Genomic DNA, 17,690 nt, shown 5'->3' with positions numbered 1-17,690 from the left:
ATAATAAAAAGGCGCAATTTAAATATGCGCCTTTTTATTATCGAGAGTTATTGATTAACTACAAAATCTTAACTACATCTAACCAGCCATGCTGACCACACACCGGGCGACCATTCAACCAACGGCGCACCATATCCAGCGCCAGCATCGCACTGCTTTCCTGGCGAATACGCAGACCATGACGGCTGGCCTGATAACGTACTGTTTGAGCAAATGTTCCTTCAGGGGTATACAGAGCCACACTCAGGTGATCATTTTGCATAGCGCCGACCGCCAGCACCACTTGCGCACCACACAACATAGATAACGATTGTGCACGGCAGGCAATCTCGTCTAATGTCTCCTGACAATGCGCCGGTAGCAGTTCACCGCCCGCCAATGGCACACCAGCACTCTGCAACTGCCAGTTCATCAACCCGCCGGTAAATTGTTCGCTCACCGCCAGTAGCAAGCCGCGTTGGTTCAATTGCTCAGCTAACAATGCCGGCAACCCTCGCGTACCTTCAAATAGGGTGCTGTCTCCCGCCACTTCCCTCACCTGCTGCCATACCTGTTCCATCGCCTGATGTTGCGAGGCAGGACCGGTCAGCTTCAATTCAATAATCGGTGCAGATGAACGGTAGCCTAACACCGCCCCCTCAGGGAGTCGCAGTGGGTCCAGTTCCTGTGCCAAATCACTTTCCGAGCGGCCAAAAGTGGTCATACGTAAGCATAATGGGGGTTCGGCCACATCAAAATGTTGGCGTAAACGTGGCATGATTTGCTGTTCAACCATTACTTTAAACTCTGATGGCACGCCGGGTGTGAAGAACATCAGGCACTTATTTAGCCGTAACGCGAAACCGCACGCCGTGCCTACTGGGTTATCCAGCATTTCAGCATTAGCCGGAATATGTGCCTGTTTACGGTTAGTCGCCGACATCACCCTGCCGCGCTCATGGAAGAAAGCCTCCATACGTGCGATCCATTCCGGGTGTTCAACCAGCTCCGTTCCGGCGGCGCGGGCGGCAGCCAATGCGCTCAGATCATCACTGGTTGGCCCCAGCCCGCCGTTGACAATCAACACATCAGCAACCTGACTGCGTTCGGTCAGCACTTCTATCAGTGCCGAAAGTGAGTCACCGACCGTTTCCCTACTGCTGATTGGCAAGCCTTGATTAAATAAATAGTCAGCCAGCCATGCCGCGTTGGTATCGATAATCTGCCCATGCAGCACTTCATCTCCGGTACTCAACATCTCAACTCTGATCATTTTTTTCTCCGTGGTTACTTATATACCCTAAATAATTCGAGTTGCAGGAAGGCGGCAGGCAGCGGCCTCACAGAGGCCAGGCCCATGGACGGGCCGAGTAATGAACGCAGCCAACGCACATGCGGCTTGAAGTATGACGGGAATACATTCACTTTATAAATCTCACCGTATAAACACAATGGTTATCCATCATCGAAATAAACAACCCCGCGAACAATCTATTTTTCAGTGCATTCATCATAGTAACGATAAGTTTACACCTTGCGTAACGTCCATTTGACACAAACAGGGCAATCCACTACCCTGCTGCACTCAATAATTCCAATAAATTGTCATGTAGTAGAGGAAAGCGTGAAGAATCGCACTCTGGGCAGTATATTTATCGTTGCCGGCACCACCATTGGTGCAGGTATGTTGGCGATGCCATTGGCAGCCGCAGGCGTGGGCTTTGGTGTCACACTTGTATTGCTTATTTCTCTTTGGATATTAATGTGTTACACCGCTTTACTGCTGGTTGAAGTTTATCAGCATGAAGCGGCAGATACCGGGCTTGGTACTTTGGCCAAACGCTATCTTGGCAACCGGGGCCAATGGTTGACTGGTTTCAGTATGATGTTTCTGATGTATGCCCTGACTGCTGCCTATATCAGCGGCGCCGGTGAATTACTGGCAACCAGTATCAGCCAATGGACGCAACAATCGTTTCCAACCTCACTCGGCGTATTGCTGTTTACACTGGTCGCGGGCGGTGTGGTCTGTATCGGCACCCACTCAGTCGACTTATTCAATCGCATCTTATTTAGCGCCAAAATCATTTTTCTGATTGTGATGCTGGCACTGATGATGCCGCATATCGAAAAAACCAACCTACTGACACTGCCGCTGGAACAAGGGTTGGCACTGTCCGCTATTCCGGTGATATTCACCTCATTTGGCTTCCACGGCAGTGTGCCGAGTATCGTCAATTACATGGGTGGCAATATTCGCAAGTTGCGCTGGGTATTTATTATCGGCAGCGCCATTCCGCTGGTTGCCTATATCTTCTGGCAGTTGACCACGCTTGGGGCTATTTCCTCTCATACCTTTGTCGGTATTTTGGCGCAACAGGCAGGTTTGAACGGCTTATTACAAGCGGTACGCGATGTCGTGGCCTCACCTCACGTTGAGCTGGCAGTACACCTGTTTGCAGACCTGGCACTGGCTACCTCATTCCTTGGTGTGGCCTTAGGGTTGTTCGATTATCTGGCCGACTTATTTAAACGTCGTAATTCAGTGCGAGGCCGCTTGCAAACGGGGGTTATCACCTTCACCCCCCCGTTGCTGTTTGCGCTGTTTTACCCGCGTGGCTTTATTATGGCATTGGGCTTTGCTGCGGTGGCGCTGTCAGTTCTGGCATTACTGCTGCCTGCAATGCTGGCGTGGAAAGCCCGTAAGGTCCATCAGGGGCACTATCGGGTCTGGGGTGGGAAACCAGCACTGGCTGCGGTATTTGCCTGTGGTGTGATGGTCATTGCCATTCAAGTGGGGATAGTGACTGGCGCATTACCGGCTGTCGGCTAATACCCTCCCCAATTAAAAGGGCGCATATCCTGTCAGGAATGCGCCCTTTTTTAATCAAATATTACCGATTTATCATTAAAATCAATTTATTATCCAAAGCCATTGGCGTTGCAGCTAGGCGGCAAACGAGAAAATCCCGATGAGCTGACTCACGTCAGTGATTCGGGTGAGCGAGCGCGGCCAACAACGCTGCAACATCAAGGACGAAGGATAATCAAAATGCTAAACCTGCGCCGATATACACGCCATCCGCCACACGGTTATCCCGATGTCCGTCTTTACCTTTCATATTGATATAGCGGTAACCGACATCCACGGTTAACGGGCGGAATACACTCCAGCGCAAACCACCGTTAGCTTCGCTATAGGATTTCATGCCACTGGTCAGCTCTTCCGGGGCGAAATAACCTTCACCGTACAGAGTGAACGATTTGTTGATAGGATAGGTTAACCCACCGCCAATCGCAATTGCACCACCGCTGCTACCGTCTTCCGGTGCCATATAGATACCCTTGCCACCGACCGTTGCCATCATTGGGCCGAGGGGGAGGTTGAAGCCCAGCCCCAGTCCGTAGACATCACCATCGTGATCACTACGTGCCCAGTTACCATTGATAGCCAAACCGCCAGTGTTGGTGCCCATGCCAAAACCTAAATTGGTGTAATCACTGCCGACTTCACCATTAAAACTCACGGCACTGGCGGAACCCGCCACAAACAGCAGGCTGGCTGCACACGCGATTAAATGCTTTTTCATATTTTTCTCTCGTTATTCGTGATGTCACCCGCGAGCAAATTCTGGCCGACAGGTTTTTCCTGTCCGAGTTTAACCGAAAAAAACAGCATAAACATACCAAAAACCGATTAAATACCACAGTAATTCAAATGATTGTAAATATCGAAGCTATAGATCCGTATTATGCTAACAATAACAACGATAAGGTATGCCTATTTGCTGAATACAACCAATAAGGCTACAACTAGTGTGGAGATCAAAGAATAACCCCTTGTTGTTGTTTAAATTATTATTTTGTCAATCAGGCTTTTGACGCGATGTAATGCTGTAAAACACCCGAGAAAGCAATCAATTCAACAGCCATACTGGAGAAAATGATGAGCAAAAAGAAAGGATTAACTACTGCTGCGGGCGCACCCGTTGTTGATAATAATAATGTTGTTACTGCGGGCCGACGTGGCCCAATGCTATTACAAGATGTGTGGTTTCTGGAAAAACTGGCCCATTTCGATCGTGAAGTGATCCCAGAACGCCGCATGCATGCTAAAGGCTCCGGTGCCTACGGTACCTTTACTGTTACCCACGATATTACCCGATATACCCGCGCAAAAATTTTCGCAGAAATAGGCAAACAAACCGAAATGTTTGTCCGCTTCTCAACGGTGGCTGGTGAACGTGGTGCTGCCGATGCCGAACGTGATATTCGTGGCTTCGCCATGAAATATTATACCGAGGAAGGGAACTGGGATTTAGTGGGTAACGATACGCCGGTGTTCTATCTACGTGACCCGCTGAAATTCCCTGACCTGAACCACGTGGTTAAACGTGACCCTCGCACTAACCTGCGCAACCCTATTTATAAGTGGGATTTCTTCTCCCAACTCCCTGAGTCTCTGCATCAGTTAACGATCGATTTCAGTGACCGTGGCCTGCCAAAATCTTATCGTCATATGCATGGGTTCAGCAGCCATACCTTCAGTTTTATCAATGCCAACAATGAGCGTTTCTGGGTTAAATTCCATTTCCGCTGCCAACAAGGCATTGAAAACCTTATGGATGATGAGGCTGAAAAACTGGTTGGAACTGATCGGGAAAGCTCCCAACGTGACCTGTATGACGCTATTGAACGTAAAGACTTCCCGCGCTGGAATCTACAAATTCAGGTGATGCCGGAACATGAAGCCTCACAAACACCTTACAACCCGTTTGATCTGACCAAAGTGTGGCCACACGGCGATTACCCACTGATTGATGTTGGTTTCTTCGAACTGAACCGTAACCCGGAAAACTACTTTGCCGAAGTTGAGCAAGCGGCATTTAATCCGGCTAACGTGGTGCCGGGGGTGAGTTTCTCCCCTGATCGGATGTTACAAGGCCGGCTGTTCTCTTACGGCGACGCTGCACGCTATCGCTTAGGTGTGAACCATCATCAGATCCCTGTCAACAGTGCTAAATGCCCGTTCCATAACTACCATCGCGATGGCGCAATGCGTGTTGATGGTAACAGTGGTAATGGTGCAACTTATGAGCCAAACAGTTTTGGCCTGTTCCAGGAACAACCTGATTTCAGCGAACCGCCATTAACACTGGAAGGCGCAGCAGATCACTGGAATCACCGTGAGGATGATGATTACTTCTCCCAGCCACGGGCGTTGTTTAACCTGCTGAGTGAAGAGGAGCATCAGCGGATGTTTACCCGCATTGCCGGTGAGTTGTCACAAGTACCGGAAGATATTCAGCGCCGTCAGGTGGCGTTGTTTACTCAGGTTCACCCGGATTATGGTGATGGGGTTAAAAAGGCGCTAGGGTTAAATTAGGGCTTATCTATCATTATTCGTGATTAGTTCGGTTGTTAATCGATTAAGTGATCATGTTAGGTTGCTAATTGCTTCGGTGATTGGGTTCGGTTGATATCAGTTCAGTGATTAACCTACCTCCGTCGCCTCAACCGCCAAAGGGGGCAGCGGCCCCCTTGTGGAATCCCGCGCTTGCGCACGTATCGCCTGCCTGCTTCACAGGTACCCTCGGCTCATCATTTCGCTGACGGGACGGCTATTATAGCCTCTTCGAGGCTACCCTCCGGGCCAACGCAAGCGTTGTTCAAAACTGCTTCGCAGTGTTGTCGTGGGTCCCTCCGCGTGACGCCTAAATCCGGCGTCCATGCCGGATTTCCCTTGCTACATTCTTCACTCGGCAGCTCAAATGTGCTTTTTAAGGTCAAGACCCTAAAGACAGGGTTTTGATTTTCTCTTTTGACGTTGAGGCGCAATCAGGAATATTACCGATAAAGACGATGGCTGTTTGCCCGGGGCTTTAACAACCGAACCCGATCACCAAATCAAATCAAATCAACTTAGCCACAAAATCAATAACCGCCTGTCTGGATACCTTAATCCCCCCCTGCTTAAGCGCCGCCGGTAAACGGTAAAACGCAATTGGTCGCTGGAATACCGCCAACTGTGGTATCAGCCAATCTGATAAACTCACCTCATCCACCTCATCGGTAGCATCTATCACCGCGACCGGTCGGTGGCCGAATTCAGCATCAACCATCGGCACGACGAAAGCTTGTTGTATCCCCGGATACTGTGACAAAACCCGCTCAATATCCTCCGGCTGAATGCCCTCGCCACCACTGAAAAACAGATTATCCAGCCGCCCGAGAATATGCAGTTCACCTTGCCGCCACAGACCGCGATCGCGGGTATGAAACCACCCTTCACTGTCAGTTATTGGCCGCAACTTTCCCTGCTGCCAGTAACCCGCCGCAAGGCAATCTGCTTTTATCCATACTTCATCTGCTACCAGTTTTACCTCGCGCCCCGCCAGCGCTACCCCCACACCGGGCAAGCCATCGGCACGTTTGGCACAAACCGTTGAGGCCGACTCCGTCAGCCCATAACCGCACCAACAGCGGATGCCACGGGCTTCGGCATGTTGTGTCAGGGTGGTCGGGATGGTTGCTCCCCCCAGTAACACCTCTTTCAGTGTTAACACCAAGTCATCTGTTGCCAGTAACCGCCATAGCTGAGTGGGAACTAAAGAAGCGTGGCTACATCCGGCCAGTGCATCATGCAATGCCATCCCCTCTTGCACCACCAAGGTGGCCCCGGCACTCAGCCAGCGCCAGACAATCCCCTGCCCCGAGACATGAAACAGCGGTAACGACAGCAACCAGCTATCCGTCGAGGTGAAACTCATCAGCTTTAATATGCCATCGGCGCTAACCAGATGCGCCGCCAGCGAATGCACTGCGGCTTTGGGTAAACCGGAAGAGCCCGACGTTAATGTCATCGTCGCCAGCCGTAGACTATCCCAGACAACCGGTGTCATAACGGCGTTATCGGTATCAAGTACCAGTGGCGTGAAGCAGAGAGCCGCTGACAACGGGGCTGCCAGGTTCAGCACAAAATCAATATCCAACTGGGGCAGAAGCGGTACCAGCAACGCATCAGGTAACTGTGGATTGAGCGGTAAAACGCGCGCGCCACACTGCAATGCCGCCAGATAAGCCATCAACAATGTGTGACTATTCTTACCACGCAGTACCACACCACTACCGGGGACGACACCTTGCAGTTGAAAACCCGCCGCCAGGCTATCGATATCAGCCGCCAATTGTTGCCAACTGATCAGTTGTGACCCCGAGCGGATGGCGATCGCCTGAGGTCGCAGATTGGCCCAGTATTTCCAAGGAGAAGAGTAAGTCCAGGGAGAAGAATATTGCCAGGGCCAATCATTCAACTGTGCCATAGCACGTCCAACTGTTCGGTTGTTACCATAGGCAAGGGACTCTCCGGCCACGGACGGACTAACTGTGCCTGCATCAGGTTCAGTGTATCCAACCCCGGCACGGTATCCGGTGTCAGCCAATCAGCCAGCCGGGCCAGTTGGGTTAAGCCAAGACTGGATTCAATGCTGGAACTGATCACCGCCACTAATCCCGCCTGATGCGCTTGCTGCACCAGTTGCTGACAGCGGCTGATGCTGCCCACCAGCGTCGGTTTGATAACAATCGCCACCACGCCGGGTTCGGCTTCAACCTTAAAATCAGCCTCGCGCACGCTCTCATCCCAAGCGATAGCAATCCCCGTGTCACGGGCAAACTCTCGAGACTCGGCGCGGGTTTTACAAGGTTCTTCCAAAAATGCAATGCGGGCACGCAGTTCAGGATTGACATATTTCGCAAACCCATCAGCTTTCGCCCGCGTCCAACTACGATTGGCATCCAGCCGTAGTGTCAAATCCGGCAAAGCTTCCAGCAGCACATTAACAATCATGCCATCGCGCACCGCTTCATACAGCCCGACTTTCACCTTGGCGACTTTTTCCCCAGGCAGTGCTTGTAACACTGCAAATAGCTCATCTGGATCACCGGTGCACAGTGGTGCTTTGCGGTAATTTGCCGCTAATGGCAGCGTTTGATTCAGCTCCGCCAGCGCACAACTAAGGCCAAAAGCAACTGATGGCAAAGCATCAAATTCAGGTTCTGCCCCATTCACCCAGTTTTGCAGCCAATGCTGTGTCACAACCTGAGCTTCAGGCAGGGTTTCCTGGCTGAACTCCGGTAAGGGGGCAATTTCTCCCCAGCCAATCTGGTCGCCCTGCTGTAATTTAACCAGTAGCCCATCGCGGCTTTTCAGCCGCTGGTGGCGCAGTATCACTCCCGCTTCCATCGGAAGGCTATAGTGGTAAAGCGTGGCCGCGCGCATTACGGATTACGCTTGAATTTGCTGAAGTCCGGCTGGCGTTTCTCATTGAATGCGTTACGCCCTTCCTGACCTTCGTCGGTCATATAGAACAGCATCGTGGCGTTACCGGCCAACTCTTGCAGACCCGCCTGACCATCACAATCAGCATTCAGGGCAGCTTTCAGGCAGCGCAGCGCCATGGGGCTGTTTTGCAGCATTTCACGACACCAACGCACCGTCTCACGCTCCAGTTTAGCGATGGGCACTACGGTATTCACCAGCCCCATATCCAAGGCTTGTTTAGCATCATATTGGCGGCACAGGAACCAGATTTCACGCGCTTTTTTCTGGCCGACAATACGCGCCATATAAGCCGCACCCCAGCCGCCGTCGAATGAACCGACTTTTGGCCCGGTCTGGCCGAAAATAGCGTTATCAGCGGCGACGGTTAAGTCACACATCATGTGTAATACATGACCGCCACCAATGGAATAACCTGCAACCATTGCCACAACCGGTTTCGGGCAGGTGCGGATCTGGCGCTGGAAATCCAACACATTCAGATGATGGACGCCACTGGTGTCTTTATAGCCGCCGTAGTCGCCACGGACTTTCTGATCACCGCCGGAACAGAACGCTTTATCACCTTCGCCGGTCAAAATGATCACCCCGATATTGTCGTCATAGCGGGCATCAGCCAGCGCCTGAATCATCTCTTTAACCGTTAACGGGCGGAATGCGTTACGCACATGGGGGCGGTTGATGGTTATCTTGGCGATACCATCGCTGGATTTGTGATAACGAATATCTTCAAATCCAGTAGAGCAATCCTGCCAGTCGATAGCGGCGTACAACTGTTCTTCGCTCGGATAAAGCATAGTAAGCATTCCTTTAACGGGAGAGTGACAAAAATGAAGACTGTGATAAAAATGAAAGTACCTGCGCGGCAAAAGCACCGGGATTCGCCCGATGGGCATTGTGTCCGGCACGTGCCAGTGTGCGTAATGGCAACTGGTATTGAACAGCCAATTGCTGGAATTTATGGTCGCGATCGCCACACAGATAAGTGTAAGGGACCGTGAGCCGTTGTAACGCCGGTAGCAGCCAAGGCTGATGACCGAGTGACGTTGCTTCGAGCATATCAGCGACAGATGGGCCATGATTGTCCGCCCGCAGTAACACCAATTTCTCGCGCTGTTGTGGGTCTAAATCAGCAAATACATCCTGTTGATACCAGTCAGCCAGCACCTGCGGCAACGGCTCTTGGCGGAAACGCTGCCCCCACAGGCGGTCTTGCTGCAAGCGTTTTTCACGCAATTCAGCGCTTTCCAGCCCGAGGTTACCCCCTTCGACCAATAAGCCCTGCAAACCATGATGGCTACCATAGCAGGCGTGATACATCGCAATTCGCCCCCCTAAAGAGTAGCCTGCCAGCCAATATTCGCGAATACCGTTAGCCTGTAACGTTTGTACTAACTGACGGCTGATATCCGCAAAACCACAGGTAGTCTCGGCGGCCGATTTACCGTGGCCGGGCAGGTCTATCAGCAGCGAGGGATAATCGCCACATAACTCAGCAACCGGCAACCAATCCAGACCACTGCCTAACAAACCATGTAACCACACCAACCATGGCCCACTATGATGCCGGGCGGGAGACTGCGGGTGGGGATCGAGTTTACGACAAGCCAGCGTCATAATTGGGCCACCTGTTGCACCAGTTGTTGTAGTGTTTCTGCCCCCTGACTTGGCGGCACCACGATTTCAATCAATGTAACGCCACCTTGCAACCAACATTGCGCCACCTGTTGTTGGAGCTGGAGCCAGCTATCCGGTCGGGCATAATGCAGACTGAACATAGCTGCGGCGTGCTCAAAACTCACATCTTGCGGCATACAATAAAAGCGCTGGCGGTCTGCTTCTGGGGTAGGCAACAACGAGAAAATCTGCCCACCATTATTGTTCACCACCAGCAGCACCGTAGGGGCCGAGCTTTGGCGCAATAAGGCGAGAGCATTAAGGTCATATAAGGCCGATAAATCACCCACGATAACTAACGTCGGCTTAGCGGTTGCGCGCTGAACACCGGCTGCCGTTGACAATAAACCGTCGATGCCACTGGCACCACGGTTACTGTAAACCGGATAGCCAGCAGGCAGTTGGCCCAACGCATCAATCAAACGCACAATTAAACTGTTACCGACAAACAACTGACCATTATCTGGCAATAATTCTGCCAGTTGATGCGCGACCGCGGCTTCGCTAAATTGCTCATTCAAGGCTTCAGCCACATGGGCTTGAGCATTCTCCGAGCAGACGGTCAGCTCAGCGGCCCACGGCGTGCGGCGCTGTGCTGGATGTTCCTCCAGCCATGCATTCACCGGTGAAATAATTCTGCGGCCACGATGATTCGCCGGATCGAGGCGACCGGGCAGGTTATCGACCAACCAGTACTCTTGCGGCTGACACCCAGCCTGCCATTGCAACAGCCGCTTACCGGTTAGACTGCTACCCAATTGCAGCACAATCTGCGCCTGCGAGAGAATAGTTTTAGCGGTGGGATGCCCAAGCCATAAGTCAGCACAAGGTAGCGGCTGTCCGGTTTGTGACAACACATCACCTATCAGTGGCCAACCGAGCAGATCAGCCCATTCAGCCAGTAACTGCCCCTCTTGTGCCGTCATCCGCCCGGCAATCACCACTCCGCGCTTTTGTCGCCAGAAAAACCAGTCCGCTTGCTGGCCTTGTGGTACCGATAAAGATTGACGCAACCACGGATGGCTCCCCTGCCACCAGTCGCCTAAGGTGGCAGACCATTCGGCATAGGCGCGCACATCACCGCCATACAAGGGTTCGGCAAACGGGCAGTTGATGTGTAAGCCACCGTGCTGTAATTGCGCCATCGCATTATCAAGTGTAGAAACCAGCCAATTGGCAGAAATATCAGGCGTCGGGCGGGGTAAGTTGAGGCTTACCGCGGGGTGGCTGGCAAATAGCCCTTGTTGGCGAATAGCCTGATTGGCACCGCAATCAATCAATTCTGGCGGACGATCTGCGGTCAATAACACCAGCCGCTCACCGGTCAGCCCGGCTTCAATCAGAGCAGGATAAAGATTGGCGGCGGCAGTACCGGAAGTGACAATAACGGCCACAGGCTCGGTGGAAGCTTTTGCCAGACCTAAGGCCAAATGGCCCAAACCGCGCTCATCAAAATGGGTATGACAAACCAGCGCGGGATTGGCCGCTGCCGCCAGTGTTAACGGAGTCGAGCGGGAGCCGGGAGCAATACAGATATGACGCACACCGTGGCGGGTCAAGGCTTCCAGTAGCAACGCCGCCCAACGACGGTTAAAAACACTTGTCGACATGGTTCGCTCAACAGTCAGTTAACAGACACTGCGACCCCGATAATCAACATGAGGATAGTGCTTCATCCTGTTAAAAAAGCCCGGAGTGACTGATTAATGGTTATAAGTAAGGAAAGTGCTCACAGTTTACACCTGCCGCTTAGGTGTCACAATCCGCCCACATAATGAGTGCGGTTAATTACAGCATTTTATTATCCTACGGCTGACTTTCCAGCAAGGTGCGTAGCCCGGCTGATTTATTGTTAATTTCTTGCCATTCCTGTTCCGGGTCAGAGCCTGCCACAATGCCGGCTCCGGCATACAGATGGACCTGCTGTTCTTCTACCCTGGCAGAACGCAGGGCGACACTGAATTCAGTCTGTTTTGCCGAAAGATAACCGGCAGAACCGGCATACCAGCCGCGGGAAAAAGGTTCATGCTGCGCAATAAACTGCCGCGCGACGTTGCGAGGCAAACCGGCGACGGCCGCCGTCGGTTGCAAACGCTGCAAACAATCGGTATCACTGGCGCGGGTGAGTTGGGCGTGAATGCAGCGGCGCAAGTGCTGCACTTTACGCAAACGGATGATTTCCGGTGGCATTACATCGACTGCTGCCACCCCGCCCTGCAATCGCTGGCAGATATCATCTACCACCAACAAGTTCTCGCGTTGATTCTTTTCATCATGCATCAGCCAATCGGCCAGTTCTGCCGCCTGCTGCGGGTTTTCTGCGCTGGATACCGTGCCCGCCAGAGCCTCAGTCTCCAGATGCAACTGCTGGCGTAGATAGAGGCGCTCAGGGCTGGAGCCGAGAAATGCGCGCCGCGCATCAAAACGCAGCATAAAGTGGAAACAGTGATGATTGACCTGCCGGCTGGCGGCCATAAATGCCCCACTGGAGAGAGGCTTATCCAGCGTCAGTTGGGTGGCACGCGCCAGTACCACTTTCTCCATCTTCTGCTGCTCAATCTCAGCCAACGCGTGCTGAATAAGATGGCGCCACTGCGGATATTCCGGCATATGGTGGGCATGTTGCACCTGAGTATCAAGTGCAGGCAACGGCCTGGCAGCCACCAGTTGGTCGATAAAGCTAATTGCGTGCAGAGCATCTTGCTGTAGGGAGAAGTCGCTGGTCAAATTGAGCGTTAAATAGGTCTGCTCACCCCGACGTAATATTTCAATGCGGGGCAGAAACAGGAAACTGGCCTGCGCCTGTGGCGCGCCATCGGCATGCTGGTTAACGATCACCGGTTCAAAGGCATTCAAGCCCCAAATACGTAATCCGCTCGCATCCCGATGCTGCTGAATAAAATGGTCAGCCGCTTGCATATCATTGAAGAGCCGAGTTTGACCGCAGACCGCAGCCTCTTCATGGCCTTCGCGATGGAGCCAGTAAAATTGTGGGAAATGGCATTGGGCGGCCAGCCACTCTAATAGTTGGCTACCGATTCGACCCGGTGCGGGCACGATAATTTGCCGGATACCTGCCTGGTCAGGGAAACCGGCACGTAATTTCTGCCGTAATTCACCCAGCAAACCAGAAAGTTGTTTCACGACCACCTCGGCAAATCAACAGAAAGAGTGGGATTATACGGGGCGTGAATAATAAGAAAAGTCAGATTCAAAAGTTATTGTTAGTTATCACACTAATATTTGATATTGATGGTTTTGTATACTCAATAAGTGTTATCTGGCACTCAGCACAGGTGTCTACTGGCTAGCCTGCAATTATGTCGCGTTGCAGCAAAGTGGCAATTGAAAAATAAAGGGGCCGCAGCCCCGGGTAATGGATCCAGTGATCAGCCGTCAATCCTTCAGCGACGGGCGATCAATAGCCCCACGATCAAGCCAGCAGTCGCCCCTATCCCTACGCTGCACCAAGGTTTTTCACGCACATAATCATCGGTGCAACACGCCAGTGCTTTCGCCCGTTTGATATAGCATTCACTGCGGCCATTCAAACGGTTCTGAACCTCCTTTAATGCTTTTTCCGCCCGGGCTTTAATCTCTTGATAGCTTTCATCAGCTGCATCACCCGAGGCGCGCAGCACTTCTTCCAGCGTATCGGTCAGCATAGTCAGATCGTCATCCAGCGAGGTTTGCTGTTCTTTATCTCGGTTCATATGCGTTCTCCATGAGTGAAAAAAGGACATCTCATAAGGATAGTCGAAAATAGCCGGCGTAATATTGATTCAAGGTGGAAATGGAGTTTTCAGGATTAATCTGTATGGCAAGTAATATGAGGGGAAAAAGGGTTACTGATGCCCCTTCCCCCTGTTTTATGACTAAAAACGGATACAACAAGCCCCTTGCTCAGCACCGGAAAATTGTTCGCGCAATGCACCAAACAATTCACGGCCACATCCTACGTGGAAGGCAGCAATATCTGGCAAGTCGGTATGGCGGGCAGCCAATTCAGCTTGATCCACTAACAGTGAAAGCTCGCCAGTGACACCATCAACACGCACCCGATCGCCATTACGGATTTTCGCCAGCAAACCACCACAATACGCTTCGGGTGTCACATGGATGGCTGAGGGCACTTTACCTGACGCGCCAGACAAACGGCCATCGGTGACCAGTGCCACCTTAAAGCCACGATCCAGTAATACACCTAATGGTGGCATCAGTTTATGCAACTCCGGCATACCAATAGCACGCGGCCCCTGATAACGCACCACCACCACGCAATCGCGGTCCAGTGCGCCGGCGTCAAATGCCGGACCGACGTCGTGCTGGCTTTCAAACACCACGGCCGGGCCTTCAATGATCTGATGATCACGCGGTACTGCCGAGGTTTTCATCACTGCCCGCCCCAGGTTGCCACTTAAGACTTTGGTGCCGCCATGTGGTGAGAAAGGCATCGCGATACTGGCAATAACAGTTTCATCCAGCGATTGCTGCGCCCCGTCACGCCAACATAATTGCCCCTGCTCCAGATAAGGCTCTTGGGTATAGCGCTGCAAGCCAAATCCGGCCACGGTATGGACATCCTCATGGAGTAAACCGCCCTGCAACAGCTCTTTTACCAGCAGCGCTACACCACCGGCCGCCTGAAAGTAGTTGATATCTGCTGGGCCATTGGGATAAATGCGGCATAACTGTGGTATCACTTCCGATAACTCAGAAAAATCATCCCAATCGATGATGATCCCCGCCGCGCGCGCCATCGCCACTAAATGCATGGTGTGGTTAGTCGAACCGCCGGTCGCCAGTAGTGCCACAATGCCATTGACCACCACCTTTTCATCCACCAACTGACCAATGGGTAAATAGCTACCGCTGGTTTCTGTCAGGCGCGTGACCTGACGGGCGGCGGCGGCGGTGAGCGCATCACGTAACGGCGTATTGGGCTGGATAAAGGAAGAGCCGGGCAAGTGTAACCCCATCACTTCCATCACCATCTGGTTGGAGTTGGCGGTACCGTAAAAAGTACAGGTACCGGCGCTGTGGTAGGAGGCAGCTTCCGCGTCCAATAAAGCCTGTCTATCGACTTTGCCCTCCGCAAACAACTGGCGCACCCGCACTTTTTCTTTATTAGACAGGCCGCTGGCCATCGGCCCGGCAGGAACAAAAACCGCCGGTAAATGACCGAATGACAACGCCGCCATTAACAAACCGGGGACAATTTTGTCGCACACCCCAAGATAGAGTGCTCCATCAAACATATTGTGTGACAAGCCAATCGCCGCAGACATCGCAATTACATCGCGGCTCATCAGCGACAGTTCCATGCCATCCTGCCCTTGCGTCACCCCGTCACACATCGCCGGAACACCGCCCGCCACCTGGCCGACCGCCCCCACCGCATGCAAGGCATCTTTTAGTTGTTGCGGATAATGTTCATACGGCTGATGTGCCGATAGCATGTCGTTATAGGAGGTAATAATCGCAATATCGCTGCGCACCATGTTCTTCAGCGCAATTTTGTCGTCCGGCTGGCAGGCCGCAAAACCATGCGCCAAATTGCCACAGGCCAGTTGCGAACGGCGAACTGTATTTTCCTTTGCCGCGCTGATACGTTGCAAATAGGCAGTACGGGTGGCTACCGATCGCGCAGTAATACGTTGCGTGACTCGGGTGAGGGTCGCGTTCATCGCCATTCCTTATTCACTCAAGGGTGTTAAAAGTTCAATGCTGCCCAGAGGCAGGCCGATAAAATCTGCCAATACCTGTAACAACAGATTGTGATCATCCAGATGGGGGGCGCCGGACACATTCACACTACCAATCACACCAGCCTGTTGAACCTGTAACGGAAAGCCACCGCCCAAGGCGGCATAATCCCGCAAGCTGACACCATAGCGTGCTTCCAGTGAGGTTTGACGCTGCTGTAACATCAAGCCAGCGGCATAAGAGCTGGTATTAAGTAGCTCTACCACATTGCGTTTACGTCGCAGCCAGTCATGGTTTTCAGCGCTAGTCCCCAACATGGCATAACTAAACAGTGTCTGACGATTTACCGTGATATCGATGGCCAGAGCCACGCCTTGCCGCTCAGCCTGACACTTTATTTTCTCACCCAACCGCCAGGCCGTTTCATGATTAAAATGAGGCAATTGCAGTAGTTGTTGATGCTGCTGACAGCGAGCTAATTGCTGTTGTAGATTCATGAAATTCTCCGGTGATAAATGGCGGGGCATAGTGGTTATCCACCAAAACCCCACCACGGCTTAAGCGCGTTTAGCTTTAGCCAAACCTTTGTCAGCGATGCCCTTCCCCGCCGTGCTAACTTCAACATCACACTCTTTCGGCAGGGTTAAGGTTATCAATCCCGCAATAATCAGGGAGCCTGCCAGCATGCAAACTGCCGCACTCTGTCCATAGAAGAAAATCATCACACCTACCAGATACGGGCCGCAGAAACCGCCCAGATTGCCTAAGCCATTGATCACCCCGCGTGCGCCACCCGCCACTTCTGGCACCGCGATACGGCCCGGAATTGACCAAAATGGACTGGTTGCGGCTTTGAGGAAGAAACCGCACACCACCAGTGCCAAGTAAGAGACCAGTACGTTGTGGCGGAAAATCACCGACGTCACCAGACCGGCGGCGAAGCAGAACAGGGAAACCATAATCAGCAGCCGGCGCTTACCGGTTCTGTCCGACAAGGCAGAAATGAGGTAGATACCGGCAGTGGTGGCAATAAAGGGTAAAATCGCCAGAATACCGACAGAAGCCATATTACCGCCGGTTAGGTTTTTCAAGATGGTCGGCAGCCATAAGGTATAACCATAATCGCCGGTCTGATAAAAGAAGTTCAGTGCGACCAGTTTCATCAAGCCTTTATTCAGGAATACCGCCTTTAATGGCGCATTGGTCACCGGAGCATCGAGCATCCGTTCAGCCCGTTCCCGCGCCAACTCAGTCACCAGATAATCGCGCTCCCTTGCCGACAACCATTTGGCTTCCTCTGGTCGGTCACTGATAACAAACCACCACATCACCAGCACCACGGCTGACAGTGAACCTTCGAGGAAAAACAGCCAACGCCAGTCCAGAGCATTAATAATGAAACCCGATAGCGGTGCGGTGAACATGCCGCCAATTGGGGCAAACATCATAACAAAAGCATTGGCCCGGCCGATTTCGCGTTCCGGGAACCAGTTACTGACCATAGTCAGCACCACTGGCAGCATGCCGCCTTCTGACACCCCGAGCACAAAGCGCAGGAATAGCAGTTGATAATGATTAGTGACAAAACCGGTCAGAATCGAGACGACGGCCCAAACACAAAGAGAGTAAGCAATAAATTTTCTGCCGCTGCCATGAACCGCAATACGGCCACCCGGTACTTGTAGAAATAAATAACCAATAAAGAAAATACCGCCCGCTAAACCAGCCATTTGACTGGTAATTGCCAGATCACTTTCCATACCACCAGGTAATGCAAAACTAATATTTACCCGGTCCATAAAAGAAATAATACAAGCAATCATTATTGGAACAATAACGCGAAACCAACGGGCATTAGGGATCTTGCTGTCCATATAAACACGCCTCATGATAATAGCAGAGTATTACCCGCACCATGAATAACGGTGTAGGGAATGCCGCAAGCAAATAAACAGAAGTTTATTCTCTGATGTTAATTAAAATTCAC

General features: G+C 52.0%; 14 protein-coding genes. 2 read left to right on the top strand and 12 right to left on the bottom strand.

All coding sequences use genetic code 11. From position 1 onward, the window contains the following. Positions 1-58 precede the first annotated feature (58 nt). Positions 59-1,252: a nicotinamide mononucleotide deamidase-related protein YfaY gene (locus V1952_RS12560; protein ID WP_083158283.1), complete on the bottom strand. Its 1,194-nt coding sequence runs from the start codon at positions 1,250-1,252 to the stop codon at positions 59-61. Positions 1,253-1,603: 351 nt separating this feature from the next. Here V1952_RS12560 and tyrP point away from each other — a divergent pair, with 351 nt between their 5' ends. Next, positions 1,604-2,812 (top strand): tyrosine transporter TyrP, encoded by a 1,209-nt coding sequence (tyrP, locus tag V1952_RS12555; protein WP_372559452.1) that lies wholly within the window; start codon positions 1,604-1,606, stop codon positions 2,810-2,812. Positions 2,813-3,026: 214 nt separating this feature from the next. Here the strand turns inward: tyrP and V1952_RS12550 are convergent, their stop codons facing one another. Next, positions 3,027-3,569: a YfaZ family outer membrane protein gene (locus V1952_RS12550; RefSeq protein ID WP_372559453.1), complete on the bottom strand. Its 543-nt coding sequence runs from the start codon at positions 3,567-3,569 to the stop codon at positions 3,027-3,029. Positions 3,570-3,925: 356 nt separating this feature from the next. Here V1952_RS12550 and V1952_RS12545 point away from each other — a divergent pair, with 356 nt between their 5' ends. Next, a complete protein-coding gene (locus V1952_RS12545) occupies positions 3,926-5,365 on the top strand; it encodes a catalase (RefSeq protein WP_420071724.1) in 1,440 nt (479 codons plus the stop codon). A gap of 526 nt (positions 5,366-5,891) precedes the next feature. Here V1952_RS12545 and menE read toward each other — a convergent pair. The 10 genes from menE to V1952_RS12495 form a co-directional block, all read right to left on the bottom strand. Then, the gene (gene menE / locus V1952_RS12540) at positions 5,892-7,301 is read right to left on the bottom strand and encodes an o-succinylbenzoate--CoA ligase (protein WP_420074844.1); all 1,410 of its coding nucleotides are present in this window, start codon (positions 7,299-7,301) and stop codon (positions 5,892-5,894) included. Continuing rightward, positions 7,289-8,260 (bottom strand): o-succinylbenzoate synthase, encoded by a 972-nt coding sequence (gene menC, locus V1952_RS12535; RefSeq protein ID WP_420074843.1) that lies wholly within the window; start codon positions 8,258-8,260, stop codon positions 7,289-7,291. Before menC ends, menE begins: the two co-directional genes overlap by 13 nt. Then, a complete protein-coding gene (menB, locus tag V1952_RS12530; RefSeq protein ID WP_420071720.1) occupies positions 8,260-9,117 on the bottom strand; it encodes a 1,4-dihydroxy-2-naphthoyl-CoA synthase in 858 nt (285 codons plus the stop codon). Before menB ends, menC begins: the two co-directional genes overlap by 1 nt. Positions 9,118-9,130: 13 nt before the next feature. After that, positions 9,131-9,940 (bottom strand): 2-succinyl-6-hydroxy-2,4-cyclohexadiene-1-carboxylate synthase, encoded by an 810-nt coding sequence (gene menH / locus V1952_RS12525; RefSeq protein WP_372559927.1) that lies wholly within the window; start codon positions 9,938-9,940, stop codon positions 9,131-9,133. Then, the gene (gene menD / locus V1952_RS12520; protein WP_420074842.1) at positions 9,934-11,607 is read right to left on the bottom strand and encodes a 2-succinyl-5-enolpyruvyl-6-hydroxy-3-cyclohexene-1-carboxylic-acid synthase; all 1,674 of its coding nucleotides are present in this window, start codon (positions 11,605-11,607) and stop codon (positions 9,934-9,936) included. Before menD ends, menH begins: the two co-directional genes overlap by 7 nt. 196 nt (positions 11,608-11,803) lie before the next feature. After that, positions 11,804-13,141: an isochorismate synthase MenF gene (gene menF / locus V1952_RS12515; RefSeq protein WP_372559458.1), complete on the bottom strand. Its 1,338-nt coding sequence runs from the start codon at positions 13,139-13,141 to the stop codon at positions 11,804-11,806. A gap of 260 nt (positions 13,142-13,401) precedes the next feature. Further along, the gene (locus V1952_RS12510) at positions 13,402-13,710 is read right to left on the bottom strand and encodes a DUF883 domain-containing protein (RefSeq protein ID WP_083158274.1); all 309 of its coding nucleotides are present in this window, start codon (positions 13,708-13,710) and stop codon (positions 13,402-13,404) included. 162 nt (positions 13,711-13,872) lie between these two features. Beyond that, positions 13,873-15,684 (bottom strand): phosphogluconate dehydratase, encoded by a 1,812-nt coding sequence (gene edd, locus V1952_RS12505; protein ID WP_420074841.1) that lies wholly within the window; start codon positions 15,682-15,684, stop codon positions 13,873-13,875. 9 nt (positions 15,685-15,693) lie between these two features. After that, the gene (locus V1952_RS12500) at positions 15,694-16,200 is read right to left on the bottom strand and encodes a heme-degrading domain-containing protein (RefSeq protein WP_372559460.1); all 507 of its coding nucleotides are present in this window, start codon (positions 16,198-16,200) and stop codon (positions 15,694-15,696) included. A gap of 60 nt (positions 16,201-16,260) precedes the next feature. Continuing rightward, entirely contained in the window at positions 16,261-17,577 is a 1,317-nt protein-coding gene (locus V1952_RS12495) for an MFS transporter (protein WP_372559461.1), read from the bottom strand. Positions 17,578-17,690 lie beyond the last annotated feature (113 nt).

This window comes from Yersinia sp. 2542 StPb PI, from assembly GCF_048593855.1.
In the GTDB taxonomy this organism is placed as follows: domain Bacteria; phylum Pseudomonadota; class Gammaproteobacteria; order Enterobacterales; family Enterobacteriaceae; genus Yersinia; species Yersinia enterocolitica_E.
Note: the sequence above shows the minus strand (reverse complement) of the source record. Positions and strands in the feature narration are given on the sequence as shown.

What these genes read in the sequence shown, in the direction of transcription:
- V1952_RS12560 (WP_083158283.1), bottom strand. Translation starts at nt 1,252, where the DNA reads ATGATCAGAGTTGAGATGTTGAGTACCGGAGATGAAGTGCTGCATGGG.
- V1952_RS12550 (WP_372559453.1), bottom strand. Translation starts at nt 3,569, where the DNA reads ATGAAAAAGCATTTAATCGCGTGTGCAGCCAGCCTGCTGTTTGTGGCG.
- V1952_RS12545 (WP_420071724.1), top strand. Translation starts at nt 3,926, where the DNA reads ATGAGCAAAAAGAAAGGATTAACTACTGCTGCGGGCGCACCCGTTGTT.
- menE (WP_420074844.1), bottom strand. Translation starts at nt 7,301, where the DNA reads ATGGCACAGTTGAATGATTGGCCCTGGCAATATTCTTCTCCCTGGACT.
- menC (WP_420074843.1), bottom strand. Translation starts at nt 8,260, where the DNA reads ATGCGCGCGGCCACGCTTTACCACTATAGCCTTCCGATGGAAGCGGGA.
- menB (WP_420071720.1), bottom strand. Translation starts at nt 9,117, where the DNA reads ATGCTTTATCCGAGCGAAGAACAGTTGTACGCCGCTATCGACTGGCAG.
- menD (WP_420074842.1), bottom strand. Translation starts at nt 11,607, where the DNA reads ATGTCGACAAGTGTTTTTAACCGTCGTTGGGCGGCGTTGCTACTGGAA.
- V1952_RS12510 (WP_083158274.1), bottom strand. Translation starts at nt 13,710, where the DNA reads ATGAACCGAGATAAAGAACAGCAAACCTCGCTGGATGACGATCTGACT.
- edd (WP_420074841.1), bottom strand. Translation starts at nt 15,684, where the DNA reads ATGAACGCGACCCTCACCCGAGTCACGCAACGTATTACTGCGCGATCG.
- V1952_RS12500 (WP_372559460.1), bottom strand. Translation starts at nt 16,200, where the DNA reads ATGAATCTACAACAGCAATTAGCTCGCTGTCAGCAGCATCAACAACTA.
- V1952_RS12495 (WP_372559461.1), bottom strand. Translation starts at nt 17,577, where the DNA reads ATGGACAGCAAGATCCCTAATGCCCGTTGGTTTCGCGTTATTGTTCCA.